At 67.8% G+C, this 13,768-nt stretch carries 12 protein-coding genes; 7 read left to right on the forward strand and 5 right to left on the reverse strand.

Annotated features, from left to right (window positions below):
- Nucleotides 1-39: 39 nt before the first annotated feature.
- From metH to GBZ48_RS14415, 4 genes are all read right to left on the reverse strand, one after another.
- Nucleotides 40-3,531 (reverse strand): methionine synthase, encoded by a 3,492-nt coding sequence (gene metH, locus GBZ48_RS14400; protein ID WP_174471659.1) that lies wholly within the window; start codon nt 3,529-3,531, stop codon nt 40-42.
- 51 nt (nt 3,532-3,582) lie between these two features.
- Nucleotides 3,583-4,056, reverse strand: a complete 474-nt coding sequence (locus tag GBZ48_RS14405; protein ID WP_174471660.1) for a DUF29 domain-containing protein — start codon at nt 4,054-4,056, stop codon at nt 3,583-3,585.
- Between the two features lie 63 nt (nt 4,057-4,119).
- Complete coding sequence (gene metF, locus GBZ48_RS14410; RefSeq protein WP_174471661.1) at nt 4,120-5,019, reverse strand: methylenetetrahydrofolate reductase [NAD(P)H]; 900 nt, start codon at nt 5,017-5,019, stop codon at nt 4,120-4,122.
- Complete coding sequence (locus GBZ48_RS14415) at nt 5,016-6,002, reverse strand: ArsR/SmtB family transcription factor (protein WP_174471662.1); 987 nt, start codon at nt 6,000-6,002, stop codon at nt 5,016-5,018. The genes metF and GBZ48_RS14415 overlap by 4 nt, the downstream gene beginning before the upstream one ends.
- A gap of 455 nt (nt 6,003-6,457) precedes the next feature.
- On the opposite strand from GBZ48_RS14415, the gene GBZ48_RS14420 reads away from it, so the two are divergent.
- Both GBZ48_RS14420 and GBZ48_RS14425 read left to right on the forward strand, forming a co-directional pair.
- Nucleotides 6,458-7,243, forward strand: coding sequence for an MlaA family lipoprotein (locus GBZ48_RS14420; protein WP_174471663.1), 786 nt, complete (start codon nt 6,458-6,460; stop codon nt 7,241-7,243).
- A 206-nt stretch (nt 7,244-7,449) separates the two neighbouring features.
- Nucleotides 7,450-8,079, forward strand: coding sequence for an MlaC/ttg2D family ABC transporter substrate-binding protein (locus GBZ48_RS14425; RefSeq protein WP_174471664.1), 630 nt, complete (start codon nt 7,450-7,452; stop codon nt 8,077-8,079).
- Between the two features lie 90 nt (nt 8,080-8,169).
- On the opposite strand, the gene GBZ48_RS14430 is transcribed toward GBZ48_RS14425, so the two are convergent.
- Nucleotides 8,170-9,441, reverse strand: a complete 1,272-nt coding sequence (locus GBZ48_RS14430; protein WP_174471665.1) for an MFS transporter — start codon at nt 9,439-9,441, stop codon at nt 8,170-8,172.
- A gap of 162 nt (nt 9,442-9,603) precedes the next feature.
- Between GBZ48_RS14430 and GBZ48_RS14435 the strand changes: the two genes are divergently transcribed.
- The 5 genes from GBZ48_RS14435 to GBZ48_RS14455 all read left to right on the forward strand — a co-directional run bounded on the left by GBZ48_RS14435 (nt 9,604) and on the right by GBZ48_RS14455 (nt 13,728).
- Nucleotides 9,604-11,103, forward strand: a complete 1,500-nt coding sequence (locus GBZ48_RS14435; RefSeq protein ID WP_174471666.1) for a pentapeptide repeat-containing protein — start codon at nt 9,604-9,606, stop codon at nt 11,101-11,103.
- A 156-nt stretch (nt 11,104-11,259) separates the two neighbouring features.
- On the forward strand, nt 11,260-11,400 hold the full coding sequence (locus tag GBZ48_RS14440) for a hypothetical protein (RefSeq protein WP_174471667.1): 141 nt from the start codon (nt 11,260-11,262) through the stop codon (nt 11,398-11,400).
- Between the two features lie 19 nt (nt 11,401-11,419).
- Nucleotides 11,420-11,875 (forward strand): YsnF/AvaK domain-containing protein, encoded by a 456-nt coding sequence (locus GBZ48_RS14445; RefSeq protein ID WP_174471668.1) that lies wholly within the window; start codon nt 11,420-11,422, stop codon nt 11,873-11,875.
- Nucleotides 11,876-11,880: 5 nt separating this feature from the next.
- Complete coding sequence (locus GBZ48_RS14450; protein ID WP_174471669.1) at nt 11,881-13,068, forward strand: YsnF/AvaK domain-containing protein; 1,188 nt, start codon at nt 11,881-11,883, stop codon at nt 13,066-13,068.
- A gap of 216 nt (nt 13,069-13,284) precedes the next feature.
- Nucleotides 13,285-13,728: a cupin domain-containing protein gene (locus tag GBZ48_RS14455; protein ID WP_246307186.1), complete on the forward strand. Its 444-nt coding sequence runs from the start codon at nt 13,285-13,287 to the stop codon at nt 13,726-13,728.
- Nucleotides 13,729-13,768: the final 40 nt, after the last annotated feature.

The raw sequence follows: 13,768 nt of genomic DNA on the forward strand, positions 1-13,768 counted from the left end.
GGAACGGGCGGCGGAGGATCATCCCATGAACTGAGGGCCTTACACCGAGAAGTACTTGGCCCGCGGGTGGTGCAGGACGATGGCCGAGGTGCTCTGCTCCGGATGGAGCTGGTCCTCGTCCGACATCTCGATACCGATCCGGTCGGCGCCGAGCAGCTTCAGCAGCTGTTCCTGGTCCTTCAGGTTCGGGCAGGCCGGATAGCCGAAGCTGTAGCGGCTGCCGCGGTAGGACTGCTGCAACAGCTTCTCCTTGTCGCGGCTGTCCTCGGCGCCATAGCCCAGCTCCGCACGGATGCGGGCGTGGACATATTCCGCCATCGCCTCGGTCATCTCCACCGACAGGCCGTGCAGGTAGAGATAGTCCTGGTAGCGGTTCTCGGCGAACCACTCGCGCGCCACCTCGGCGCAATGCTGGCCCATGGTGACGACCTGGAGGCCGAGCACGTCACGCTCCGGATCGGTCACGTCGCGCAGGAAGTCGGCGATGCACTCCCCATCCTCCTTGCCCTGGCGGGGCAGCGAGAAGCGCGCGGCCTCGGTGGTGCCGTCCTCCTCGAACAGGATGACGTCGTTGCCGTCGGCCGCCGCCTTCCAATAGCCGTAGACGGCGGTCGGGCGCAGGATTTCCTCCTTCGCCGCGATCTGGAGAATGCGGTCGAGCACCGGCCGCAACTCCTTCTTCGCCCACTCCTTGAACTCCTCGAAGGACTTGCCGTCCTTCCGGTAGCCCCATTGCAGCTGATAGAGCATGCGCTCGTTCAGGTAGGTGACCAGAGTCTTCAGCGGCACATGGTCGATCAGCTTCGGCCCCCAGAAGGGCGGGGTCGGCACCGGCACGCCCTCGGCCAGCCGGTGGCGGCGGGCGCGGACGGCGTCCTTGTCCACCGGTCCGGTGGCTGCACTGGTCGCCTGCCCCAGGACGCGGCGGCGGTTGGTCGCCTTGCCGGCGCGCTTGGCCTGCTGGATGGCGAGCTGCTGGTCGAAGCTGCCCTCCACCACCTTGTCCATCAGGGTCAGCCCGTCGAAGGCGTCGCCGGCATAGGCGACGCGGCCCGAGCCGTAGGAGGCCACGCAGTCGCCCTCGACATAGGCGCGGGTCAGCGCCGCGCCGCCGAGCAGGACCGGAACCTCCAGCCCCTCGCGGGTCATCTCCTCCAGGTTCTCGCGCATCACCACGGTGGACTTCACCAGCAGGCCGGACATGCCGATGGCGGTCGCCTTGTGCTCCTTGGCGGCCTGGATGATGGCGGTCACCGGCTGCTTGATGCCGAGATTGACCACCTTGTAGCCGTTGTTGGTCAGGATGATGTCGACAAGGTTCTTGCCGATGTCGTGGACGTCGCCCTTGACGGTGGCGAGCACCAGCGTGCCCTTCTGCTGGCCCTCGATCTTCTCCATGTGCGGCTCCAGCCACGCCACCGCGGCCTTCATCGTCTCGGCCGACTGCAGCACGAAGGGAAGCTGCATCTTGCCGGCGCCGAACAGCTCGCCCACCACCTTCATGCCGTCGAGCAGGTAGGTGTTGATGATCTCCAGCGGCGGGTGGGTCTTCATCGCCTCGGCCAGATCGTCCTCCAGCCCGGTGCGGTCGCCGTCGACGATGCGCTCCTTCAGCCGCTCCTCGACCGTCTCGGCACGGGCCTTCTTCTTCGCGTCCGCCGCTTTTCGACCTTCAAACAGGGCGATGAAGGCCTGCAGCGGGTCGTAGCCTTCCGAGCGGCGGTCGAAGATCAGATCCTCGGCGGTCTTGACCTCCTTCTCGGGGATCTGGTGCAGCGGCAGGATCTTGGAGACATGGACGATGGCGCCCGTCATCCCCTTCTTCACCGCATGGTCGAGGAAGACCGAGTTCAGCACATGGCGTGCCGCGGCGTTCAGGCCGAAGGAGACGTTGGACAGGCCGAGGATGATCTGGCAGCCGGGCATCTCGCGGGCAATCGCCTCGATGCCTTCCAGCGTCCAGATGGCGAGCTTGCGGTCATCCTCGTTGCCGGTGGCGATGGTGAAGGTGAGCGGGTCGAACAGCAGGTCCGACGGGGCGAGGCCGTACTCGTTCACCGCCAGATCGTAGAGCCGCTTGGCGATCTCCAGCTTGCGGTCCGGCGTCTTCGCCATGCCCTCTTCATCGATGGTCAGCGCGATGACGGCGGCGCCGAACTTCTTGGCGAGCGCCAGACGCTTGCGCGCGGGTTCCTCGCCATCCTCGAAGTTGATGGAGTTGAGGATCGCCTTGCCGCCATAGAGCGCCAGCGCCTGTTCCAGCACCTTGTATTCGGTCGAATCGACCACCAGCGGCGCCGTCACCGAACCGGAAAAGCGGGAGATCACCGCGTTCATCTCCGCCACCTCGTCACGGCCGACGAAGGCGGTGCAGACGTCGAGCGAGTGGCTGCCCTCCTTGACCTGCTCGCGCGCCATCTCGACGCAGCCGTCCCAGTCGTTCCTCTCCTGCAACTCGCGCCACTTCTTGGAGCCGTTGGCGTTGCAGCGTTCGCCGATGGCAAAGAAGGCGTTCTCCTGGCGCAGTGTCACCTGGGAGTAGAGCGAGGCCACCGCCGGCACCCAATGGACGGTGCGGCCCTTCGGCGCCGGACGGTACGAGCCGGCCGGGGCCAGCTTGCGCAGCATCTGGTTCGCCGCCGCGATGTGCGGGACGTTGGTGCCGCAGCAGCCGCCGACGAGGTTGACCCCGTCTTCGCCGACGAAGCGCTCCAGCCAGTGGGCGAAGTCATCGGCGCGGAGCGGGTAGTGGGTCTTGCCGTCGACCAGTTCGGGCAGGCCGGCATTCGGCTGGACCGAGATCAGGCCCGGCCAGTTCTGCGACAGCCAGCGCACATGTTCGCTCATCTCCAGCGGGCCGGTGGCGCAGTTGAGGCCCATCAGCGGCACGTCCAGCGCCTGGATGACGGTGGCCGCCGCCGCGATGTCGGTGCCGACCAGCAGCGTGCCGGTGGTCTCGACCGTCACCTGGACGAAGACGGGTGTGTCGGAATTCGCTTCCAGCCGGGCCCGCTTGATGCCGTTGACGGCGGCCTTGATCTGCAAGGGGTCCTGGCAGGTCTCGACCAGGATGGCGTCGGCACCGCCGGCGATCAGGCCGGCGGCCTGGACATAGAAGCTGTCCTCCGCCGGCTGATAGGCGATGTGGCCCAGGCTGGGCAGCTTGGTGCCCGGCCCGATCGAGCCGATGACGAAGCGCGGCTGGCCGTCCTTGAAGCTTTCGGCCGCCTCGCGCGCCAGCTCGACCGCGCGCTGGTTGATCTCGAAGGCCTTCTCGGAGATGCCGAACTCGCCCAGCGTCACCGGCGAGGCGCCGAAGGTGTCGGTCTCCACCATGTCCGCGCCGGCTTCGAAATAGCCGCGGTGGATGTCGCGGACGATGTCCGGGCGCGACAGGGGCAGGATGTCGGTGCAGTTCTCGTGCCCCCAGTAATCCTTCTCGACGTCGAGGTCGAGCGCCTGGATGCGGCTGCCGAACCCGCCGTCGCAAAGCAGAACACGGTCACGCAGGGTGTCGAGGATGTGGGCCATGGGAATGCGTCTTGTCCGTTATTTGGCGGGTTCGGGGCAGAAAAGGCAGGGTCAGGTCAGGTCGTGGCGGTTTGCAGGCCACCAGTCCTCGTCGAGAAGCTGGTCCAGCGAATAGGGGCAGTCGATCGGAAGGTCGCTCAGCCGCATGCCATCACGCTCCAGACCGAGAGCGGCGATCTTCCGGCCGGTTTTGTGGATGTCGGCGGTGTCGATCCGTCCGCGAAGGCTGGGACTGGCCGACAGGTCACGTGCGACGCGGTCGCGGTGTTCGAGAACGGAGACCTTCCAGTCGCTGCGCGGATCGGCCGCCGGGGAGTATTCCAACTTCAGCAGATGCTCGATCACACGGACCAGCGCGCTTTCGACCGCGCGCAATTCGGATCGGCCCATGCTTTCGATCTCCTCCGCGACATTCTCCCAGTCGATGGGCGTGTTGATGCGCTCGCGCGCCGCCTCGCGGAGCAGGCGCGCCTGCTCCTCGGTCCAGGCGAGGAAGTCCGTGTCGTATCCGATCCGGCTGTCCATGGCGCGATGCCCCTCTTCCGCGGATGTGCGGCCAATCTAGCATGAAACCGTGTCAGTCGCGCCCTACCCCGCCACCGCAGCCGGAACGGCCTTTGCCTTCACGCCCAGCATGCGGCAGATGGCGATGGTCAGGTCGGAGCGGTTCAGCGTGTAGAAATGGAAGTCGTTCACGCCCTGCGCCTGCAAGGCCTGGCACTGTTCCGCCGCCACCGTCGCGGCGACGAGCTGGCGGGTTTCCGGATCGTCGTCCAGCCCCTCGAAGGTCTCGGCCAGCTTCGCCGGCATCGACGCACCGCACTTGCCGGCAAACTCCACCGCGCGGGCGAAGTTGGTGATCGGCAGGATGCCGGGGACGATCGGCACATGGATGCCGGCCGCCGCACAGCGGTCGAGGAAGCGGAAATAGGCGTCATTGTCGAAGAAGAACTGAGTGATGGCCCGGGTGGCACCGGCATCGACCTTGCGCTTCAGGTTGTCCAGGTCGAACTGGGCATTCGGCGCCTCCGGATGGCTTTCCGGATAGGCCGCTACCGAGATCTCGAAGTCGGCGATGCGCTTCATCCCCGCCACCAGATCGGCGGCATAGGCGTAGCCGCCGGGGAACGGCTCGTACCGCCCGCCGACACCGCCCGCGGTCTCTGGCGGGTCGCCGCGCAGCGCCACCAGATGGCGGATGCCGGCATCCCAATAGGTGCGGGCGATGGCGTCGATCTCGTCGCGGGTGGCACCGACGCAGGTGAAGTGGGCGGCGGCCGGTATGCCGGTCTCGTCCTGGATGCGGCAGACGGTGGCGTGGGTGCGCTCGCGCGTCGATCCGCCGGCACCGTAGGTCACCGACACGAAGCTGGGCGACAGCGGGGCCAGCCGCCGGATCGACTGCCACAGGCTCTGCTCCATCTTCTCCGACTTGGGCGGGAAGAACTCGAAGCTGATGGACGGCAGCGCAGAGGTGGGCGCGGTCATGACGGAACTCCGCTGAGCGAGTGGGCGGTCTTCGGGAAGGAAATGGCGGCGCCGGCCGCGAGGCGGGTGGCCGGCCAGACGGAAACGGTGAGCGGGTCGCCCGGCAGATGCACCACCGGGCCGCAGTCGAGGCCTGACTGGCGGCACCAGCCGGCGACCTCGGCGTCGGAGAAGCCCAGGCGACGGTGCGCATGCTCCTCGCGCAGGGCTTCCAGATGGTGGGGAGCGAAATCGACGATCAGCAGCAGCCCGCCGGGGCGCAGGATCCGCGCCGCCTCGGCCAGCACGCCGGCCGGCGATTCGGTGTAGTGCAGCACCTGATGGATCACCGCGGCGTCGAAGGAGCCGGACGGGAACGGCAGCTGGTACATATCGGCCTGCCGGACATGGCAGTGGCGCAGGCCAGCCTCCTCCAGCCGGTTGCGGGCGACGGCCAGCATCTCGCGCGACTGGTCTACCCCGATCGCGCGATGGACGCGCCCGGCGAGCACCTCCAGCATCCGTCCGGTGCCGGTGCCGATATCCAGCAGCTCCTCCACCCCCTCGTCCGGGAACAGGCGCAGCAGAGCGGCCTCGACCTCGCCTTCCGCAACGTGAAGGGAGCGGATTTCGTGCCAGCGCGCGGCATTCTCACGGAAATAGGCGGCGGCGCTTTCCGAGCGGGCCCGCTTGATGGCGTCCAGCCGCTCCAGATCGAGGATGAGGGTGACGTCGTCCGCGGGGATGGCGTCGACCAGAACGCGCGCCAGTTCGGCCGACTGCCCCTTCTCGGCCAGCCGGTAGAAGGCGAAGGTCCCCTCGCGGAAGCGGTCGAGCAGGCCGGCGTCGCACAGAAGCTTCAGATGGCGCGAGACACGCGGCTGGCTCTGGCCCAGGATCTGGGTCAGTTCGGTCACCGTCAGCTCACCATGCGCGCAGAGTGCCAGCAGCCGCAGTCGCGTCGTTTCGGCCGCTGCCTTCAGCGTCGCAAGCAGATCGTCCATCGCCTCACGTCCGATTCGGGCCAGGAAAGGGGCCGGCCGGCTAGGACACCCCGCCTCGCCGGCCTGGATACAGATATAAAGATATCTTTATGCGTCGTAAACCGCTTTTCGCAGCCGCTTGGGCCAATGCCCGCGGCAGGTCCACGCCGGCCGGCCCAGGTGCCGGCAGTCCGCGGCGGAAAGCGGCAGGATGCAAGCTCTCCCGCCGCATTGCGGCAAAGCCGACACAGTCGCCGCGGCCTCTCCGGCGACATGCCGGCGCATGCTGGTCAAAAGGCGAAGCCTGTGTTAGGTCAGGAAACGGTGGAAATTCTGCGATATCTCGCCCAATCTTCCTCCCGACCGCGTAGCCACCTTGCCAGGGTTGAGGACTCCAGCCATCGGGGTCTTCGGTTGTGGACAGGAAATGCGGCGATCCGCACCGAGTCGAGCCCACAGATAAAGAGCCGTCGCACATGAAGCTGGCCAGCCTTTCCCGCTCCCTCCTCCGTTCGGCCACCGTGGTGGCCTTCGCCCTGACGGCCACGGCCTGCGCGACCAACCCGGGCGACTCGGGTGCTACGGATGCGGCCTATCAGGTCAGCGATCCGCTGGAGATTCCCAACCGCTTCGTCTTCGCCGCCAACGAGGCGGCCGACGTGCTGGTGATCCGCCCGGCGGCCGAGGTCTATGTGGGGGTCGTGCCCGATCCGGTGCGCGACGCCATCCACAACTTCATCGACAACCTGATGTCGCCGCTCTACATCGCCAACAACCTGCTGCAGGGCAATGTGGAGGGGGCGACCAACGCCACCGGCCGCTTCCTGACCAACACCATCCTGGGCGCCGGCGGCATCGCCGACGTCGCGACGCAGGCGGGCATCCCGAATGCGCCGGAGGATTTCGGCCAGACGCTGGCGGTGTGGGGTGTTGGCGACGGGCCGTATCTGGTCCTGCCGCTGCTGGGTCCGTCGAACCTGCGCGACACCGCCGGCTACGCCGTCGACACCGTGGGCGACCCGATCCGCATCTGGGCCTACGCCAACGACCACAAGGGCGCCTATATGACGCGCGGCATCGTCAGCGCCGTCGACCGCCGGTCGGAGGTGCTGAAGGAGGTCGACGACCTGCGCCGCAACTCGCTGGACTTCTACGCCACCGTGCGCAGCCTGTACCAGCAGCAGCGCCGGGCGGCGATCAGCAACAACAAGGCCGGCACGACGCCGGAATTCCCGGACTTCACCACCGCGCCGAAGCCCTGATCCGTTTCTGACGCCTCCTGGCCCCGTCCATCGGGACCGCCGCACGCCGCCCTCCGGGGACGGGTGCGGCGGCCGCGGCGGCGGGCCGACGGGCGCCATGGATGTCGGAGTCGGGACCGTAAGCCTCCTCCAAAAGCATCCGGCGGCAGCCCAAAGGCCAGATGACCGTTGACAAAGCCCCAGCAACAGCCACTTTTCGCCCCATCATGCTGACACGCCGCCAGTTTGTCGCGTCCGCTGCCCTGCTCGCGGTGAGCGGTTGGGCCGGGCACTCTCTCATCTCTCCCGCAGCCGCGCAAACCGCGGACCAGGGGGCAAGCGCGTTCATCCAGAAGCTGGGGAACGACGCCATCGCAACCTTCTCGGACAAGAGCCTGTCGCGCGATCAGGCGATCCAGCGCTTCCGCACGCTGCTGTACGCCGGCTTCGACGTGCCGTACATCGGCCGCTGGGTGCTGGGCCGCTACTGGAACAGCGCCAACGAGGCGCAGCGGGCCGAATACCAGAAGCTGTTCGAGCAGCTGATCGTCAACACCTATGCCGAGCGTTTCGTCGAATATTCCGGCGAGACGTTCAAGATCACCGGCGTCAGCCCGGCCGGTGAAGCCGACAGCATGGTGACGACGCAGATCGTCCGGCCCAACGGCCCGCCGGTGAATGTCAGCTGGCGTGTCCGCAAGGGCGGCGCCGACTACAAGATCATCGACGTGGTGGTGGAGAATGTCAGCATGGGCGTGACCCAGCGGCAGGAATTCGCCTCCGTGATCGAACAGAATGGCGGCCGCGTCGACGGGTTGATCCAGGCGCTGCGCCAGAAGGTCGGCCGCACCGGCTGACCGGTCCACAGCAGTCTCCGCTACCGCGAAGCCCGGCCCCGTCATGGAGCCGGGTTTCGTCGTTTCAGGCTCCCGATTCAGGCCAGGGCGTCAGGCCTCCGATGCGGCCTTCGCGGCGTCGGCCGATGCCATGTCGTCCTCCCCGGCTTCCGCCGTGCCGACATTCCGGGTTTCCGGCAGGAGCAGCGCCGCGAGCAGCAGGGCCACGCCCGCGGCCCCGGCCAGCATCAGGAAGGCGGCACTGTACCCCTCCCGCACCACCATCTGTCCGGCGGCGGCGGTGCTGAGCGAAGCGCCGATCCCCTGGAGGGTGGCGATGGCGCCCTGGCTGACATTGAAGCGCCCGGTCCCCTCGGTCAGGTCGGCGACCACCAGCGGGAACAGCGCGCCGAACAGCCCGGCGCCGACCCCGTCCAGCAGCTGGACGCCGACCAGCCAGGCGGAGTTGTCCGACAGGGTGTAGAGGATGCCGCGCACGGGCAGGACCAGGAAGGCGGCCAGCAGCAGCGGCTTGCGCCCCCAGCGGTCGGCCCTGGCTCCCACCAGCATCGCCATCGGCACCATGACCAGCTGTGCGGCGACGATGCAGAACGACATCAGGCTGGTGCCCAGCGCCGGATCCTTCATCGCCAGCTTCTGGCCGACCAGCGGCAGCATCGCCGCATTGGCGAAATGGAAGAGGGCGGCGCATCCGCCGAAGATCAGCAGCGGACGGCAGCCCAGGATGACGCGCAGTCCGGACGGCGTCTCGCGGTCGCCGCCATGGTCCGCGCCATGAAGTCCACGGGCGACGGCATGGTCGATGGCGTTGGCGGGGATGCCGGCCGTCGCGGCGATGCTGCACAGCGCCATCGCGGTCATCAGCCAGAACACCGCGATGGGTCCGAAGGCATAGGCCGCCAGACCGGCCAGCAGGGCCGCCACCGCGTTGCCGGCATGGTTGAAGGATTCGTTGCGACCGACCCGGCGGACGAAGGCGCGCGGCCCCAGCATCCCCAGCGTGATCGCCGCGATGGCCGGCGGGAAGACCGCCCCGGCGGCGCCCACCGCCGATTGCAGCACGGCGACAACGGTGAAGCTGTTCAGCCAGGGCAGGGTCAGCGACCCCACCGTCACCAGGAGCGCTGCGACGATGACGACCGCGCGCTTGTACCGGGTGCCGTCGACCAGCGCCCCGGCCGGCACCTGTGCGGCGATCCCCGCCAGCCCGGCGAGCGTCATCACCAGCCCAATGTCCGCCTCGTTCCAATGCTGGACGGTCAGCAGATAGATTGCCAGATAAGGGCCAAGCCCATCCCGCACGTCGGCGAGGAAAAAGTTCAGCAGATCGAGAGAACGGTTCGGTCCGGCCACGTCGGTCATCCTGCAGGGAGTCCGCCCCGGATGGAGCTGCGGCAACAGAACGTCCATTGGAGCGATTTGGTCCAGAGCCTTCAGAACCAGTGACGCGCCTGTCCGAACGGGCTATCGTTGCGACGACAGTGCTGTCTTTCGTCATACGGTTGGACCCGGGAACCCGACGCCATGGCCGAACGCGATCCGAAAGAGATCGACGAACTCCGGACGATCATCCAGGCGCATCAGGCATGGCTGAAGCGGCCGTCCAGCGGTCGGCGCGCCGATCTCAGCTTCCGCGATCTCTCGCGGCTGAATCTGGAGCGCGTGTCGCTCGCCGGCGCCAAGCTGGCCGGGGCCAACCTCAGCAACACCCGCATGGTGAAGTCGGACCTGTCGCAGGCCGACCTGTTCGGCGCCGACATGGAGGCGGTGAACCTGACCGGTGCCGTCCTGACCGGTGCCGACCTGCGCGGCGCCAACCTGCACCGTGCCCTGCTGACCGATGCCAACCTGCGCGGTGCCGATTTCCGCGCCGGCGAGCTGGTGGACAGCGGCGGCCAGGACGGCGGCCAGACCTCCACCCGTGGCACCGGCACCACCCGGCTGACCGAAGCGAAGATGGAGCGGTCGATCCTGGCCGGCGCCAACTTCTCAGGCTGCGACCTGACCGGCGCCGATCTGAACGACGCCGACCTGACGGGCGCGGAGCTGACCTCCGCCGTGCTGATGGGCACCGATTTCTGCGGCGCCAATCTGGACGGGGCGGTGTTCGGCAACACGGTGATGGACCACGCCACCCTGACCCGCACCTTCATCCCCTTCGCCCTGCCGCCCGACGCCATCGTCCGCCCCAGCTACAGCGCGATGCCGGTCGCCGAGTTCCTGGAGCTGGTGGAACGGCATGAGCGCTGGGTCGACAGCGGCGGGACGGAGGGGGCTCGGCTCGACCTCGACCTCGTGTCGGTGGCGGGGGCGGACCTGCATGGACGGACGCTGGCGGCGGCCCGCCTGCGCCGCTGCCGCCTGCCCGGCGCCCGCCTGACCAAGGCCAGCCTGGAGATGGCGGAGCTGTCCTACATCGACCTCGACGAGGCCGACCTGCGCGACGCCGTGCTGCGCGGCGCCACCCTGCGCCGCGCCTATCTGGCGCACACGCTGATGAACGGGGTCGATGCCCGGCCGGTGCCGCTGGCCGGCGGCCGGGACTGGCCGGCCAATTTCGAGGGCGCCGACTTCTCCGACGCCGACCTGCGCGATTCCACCATGGGACCGGCGGTCGTGCGCGGCGCGGTGTTCACCAAGGCGCTGACCGACCGCTCGGGCATCGATATCGCCGGCGCTTCCAGCCCCTTCCCCCCGCCTCCCCCGGAAGAACGGCGGCGGCAGAAGCGCTTCGTCCGCCCCGGCATGGTCGTCCACACCGACCATGGCAGCTTCCCTGCCCGCAACTGGTCGGTTGGCGGACTGTGCCTGCTGGCGGTCAACCAGCCCTACCAGCGCGGCCAGACCTTCCAGGCCCGCGTCGTGCTGGCCGACCGGCAGGAGGTCGCCGCCGTCGCCAACCTCGTCGTCCTGCACCGCGACGAGGAGCGCGGACAGCTGTCCGTCCGCTTCCACCAGTATGGCGACGACCTGAAGGCACTGCTGAAGACCGCCTTCCTGGAACACCAGAAGATGGCGGGCTGAACCGGCGGCCATCCGGCACTCCGATAAACAGTTTGATTACACAGGATCGTTGATTCCCCGAAACGAGAGCGGAACGATCCAAGGGACCTCCTGTTTGAAGGGAGCAACGCCGGATGGGGGCACAACCCGCCGGTCGACACCCGAAAGGAGGCTCCCATGGCAGACGAGCAGAAGCCGAGGAAAGTTGGTGTGTATGACGGCTCCGACGGTGCAGCCGGCAGTTCGGGCATGAACTGGATGTGGATCATCATCGGCCTGATCGTGGTCGCGATCGTCCTTTATCTCCTGTTCCGCTGACCGGGTAGCGCCCGCCGCCATGACGGCCGCCGACAGACCGCCCTTCACCGGACCGCTCAACGATGAAGGCGACGCGGTCATTCCCCTGCACGACGAGTCGGTGACCGTCGGCAAGCAGCGGGTGGAGCGAAGCCGCGTCCGCGTCACCACCCGTGTGTCCGAACGCGAGCAGATCGTCCGCGAAGCGTTGGAGCATGAGGAGGCCACCGTCACCCGCGTCCCCATCGACCGCGAGATCGACGCCCACCCTGGCATCCGCCAGGAGGGAGACGTCACGGTGATCCCGCTGGTGGAGGAGGTGCTGGTGGTGGAGCGGCGCCTGGTGCTCCGCGAAGAGCTGCACATCCGCAAGAACCGGCGGACCGTCGAGGTCGAGCAGCCCGTCACCCTGCGTTCCGAAGACGCGGTGGTGGAGCGTGTGACCACCCCGCCCGCCCCCGTCCGATCCCCCAATCAGACTTCGCCCGAGGAGTGAGACCGATGACCAAAACCATCGTTGCCCTCTACGACCACCGATCCGACGCGGAAACGGCATCCCGCGATCTGCAGGCTGCCGGGTTCGAGTCCAGCGTCATCGAAATCCTGTCGCACAGCGACCTGTCCAGCGGCGGCTGGGGCGACAGAGATCTGAGCGGCTCCCCCACCGGGACCACTGCCGGCACCCTGACCGGCGACAGTTCCATTGGCGCGGCGAGCGGCATGGCCCGCAGCGACCTGTCGACCGGCTATGTCGCCTCGCCCAACACGGTGCCCGGCACCGGCGCGGGGCTTGGCATGGAAAGCGGCCTGGGCGCCGGAGCGGGAATGGGCACGATAGGGTCCGGCGGCGTCATGACCGGCACCGGATCCGGCGGCATGCTGACCCGGCTGGCCAGTTGGGGCATCCCGAACCAGGATGCGCAGGTCTATGCCGAAGGCGTGCGCCGCGGCGGATCGCTGCTGAAGCTGCGGCTGGAGGAAGAGGATGTCGACCGCGCCATGGACGTGCTGGAGCGCGGCAATGTGGTGGATGTCGAGGAGCGCGGCAGCGCCTATCGCGAAACCGGCTGGACCGGCTACGACGAGACCGCCGATTACTATGACGAGCAGTCGGCGGAGGAGGAGCGTGTGCGTTACTCGCCGGGCCGCACCGCCATCGACACCACCGGCAGCACGACAGCGGGCACGACAGCGGGCACTGCGTCCGGGCTGACCGGTGCCGCCGCCGCCATGCGCGACGTGAACACCGACAGCACCAGGACCGGCAGCGCCGAGCGGGAAGAGCAGATCCCGATTGTCGAGGAGCAGGTCAACATCGGCAAGCGCAGTGTCGAGCGCGGCGGCATCCGCGTTCGCAGCTATGTCGTCGAGACGCCGGTCGAGGAGCAGGTCCGCCTGCGCGACGAGACCGTCACCGTCGAACGCCGCCCCGGCGGCATGGTGGGGAGCAGCGAGGTTCCGGCCGACGCCTTCCGCGAGCGCACCATCGAGGTGACGGAGACCGACGAGGAAGCGGTGGTCAGCAAGACCGCCCATGTCCGCGAAACCGTCGTGGTCCGCAAGGATGTCGAGGAACGCGCCCAGAGCGTCCGCGACACCGTCCGCCGCACCGAGGTGGAGATCGAGGACACGCGAGACGATAAGCGGCACGACCGCCGCACCGACCGGCCGGACGACATCACCCGCTGATCCGGCCGGCTCCGGCCACGAATCGGGCGAGGGTGCGCAAAGGTTGTCTTTCTTAAATTGGATGCGACCAAATGCGCAGTTCGTGACATCCGGCACCTCTCTATCGTGTATGGGCAATGGGATTCCGGCATTCGGCATCCCCCGTTTCCCGCACCGGAGAGCTTGACCAGCATGTCACGGTCCCTCGCCCATCCTCACCGCCGTCCGGCGGTCATTTTGTTCGCTGGTCTTCTGACCGGTTCCTGCCTGCTGTCCTTCGCATTGCCGTCCCAGGCAGCGGCGCAGACTGCTTCCGCCCAGCCGGCGGCTTTGGCAGCTCCACGCTCGATCCCGCTGTTGCAGACGGAAACGAACTCCAACGGCACGCCGATCGTCTACCCGAAGGGGGCTCCGCAGATCACCGCGAGGATCACCGAAATCCCGCCCGGCGTGCGGACCGGCGTGCATACGCACCAGATCCCGCTGTTCGTCTATATCCTCGGCGGCAAGCTGACGATCCGCGGCGAGAACGGCGAGAGCACCACCTACAAGGAAGGCGACGCCTATATGGAGCGCACCGACTGGCACGAAGGCATCAACGAGGGCAGCGAGCCGGTGCGGCTGCTGGCCGTTTATCCCGGCGAAGTCGGAGCGCCGCTGTCGGTCAAACGGGCCAACTGAGTCCACCCTGACCGGGATCGATAAAAAAGGGCCGCCGGTC

The sequence above is a fragment of the Azospirillum melinis genome (assembly GCF_013340935.1).
GTDB classification, from domain to species: Bacteria; Pseudomonadota; Alphaproteobacteria; order Azospirillales; family Azospirillaceae; genus Azospirillum; species Azospirillum melinis.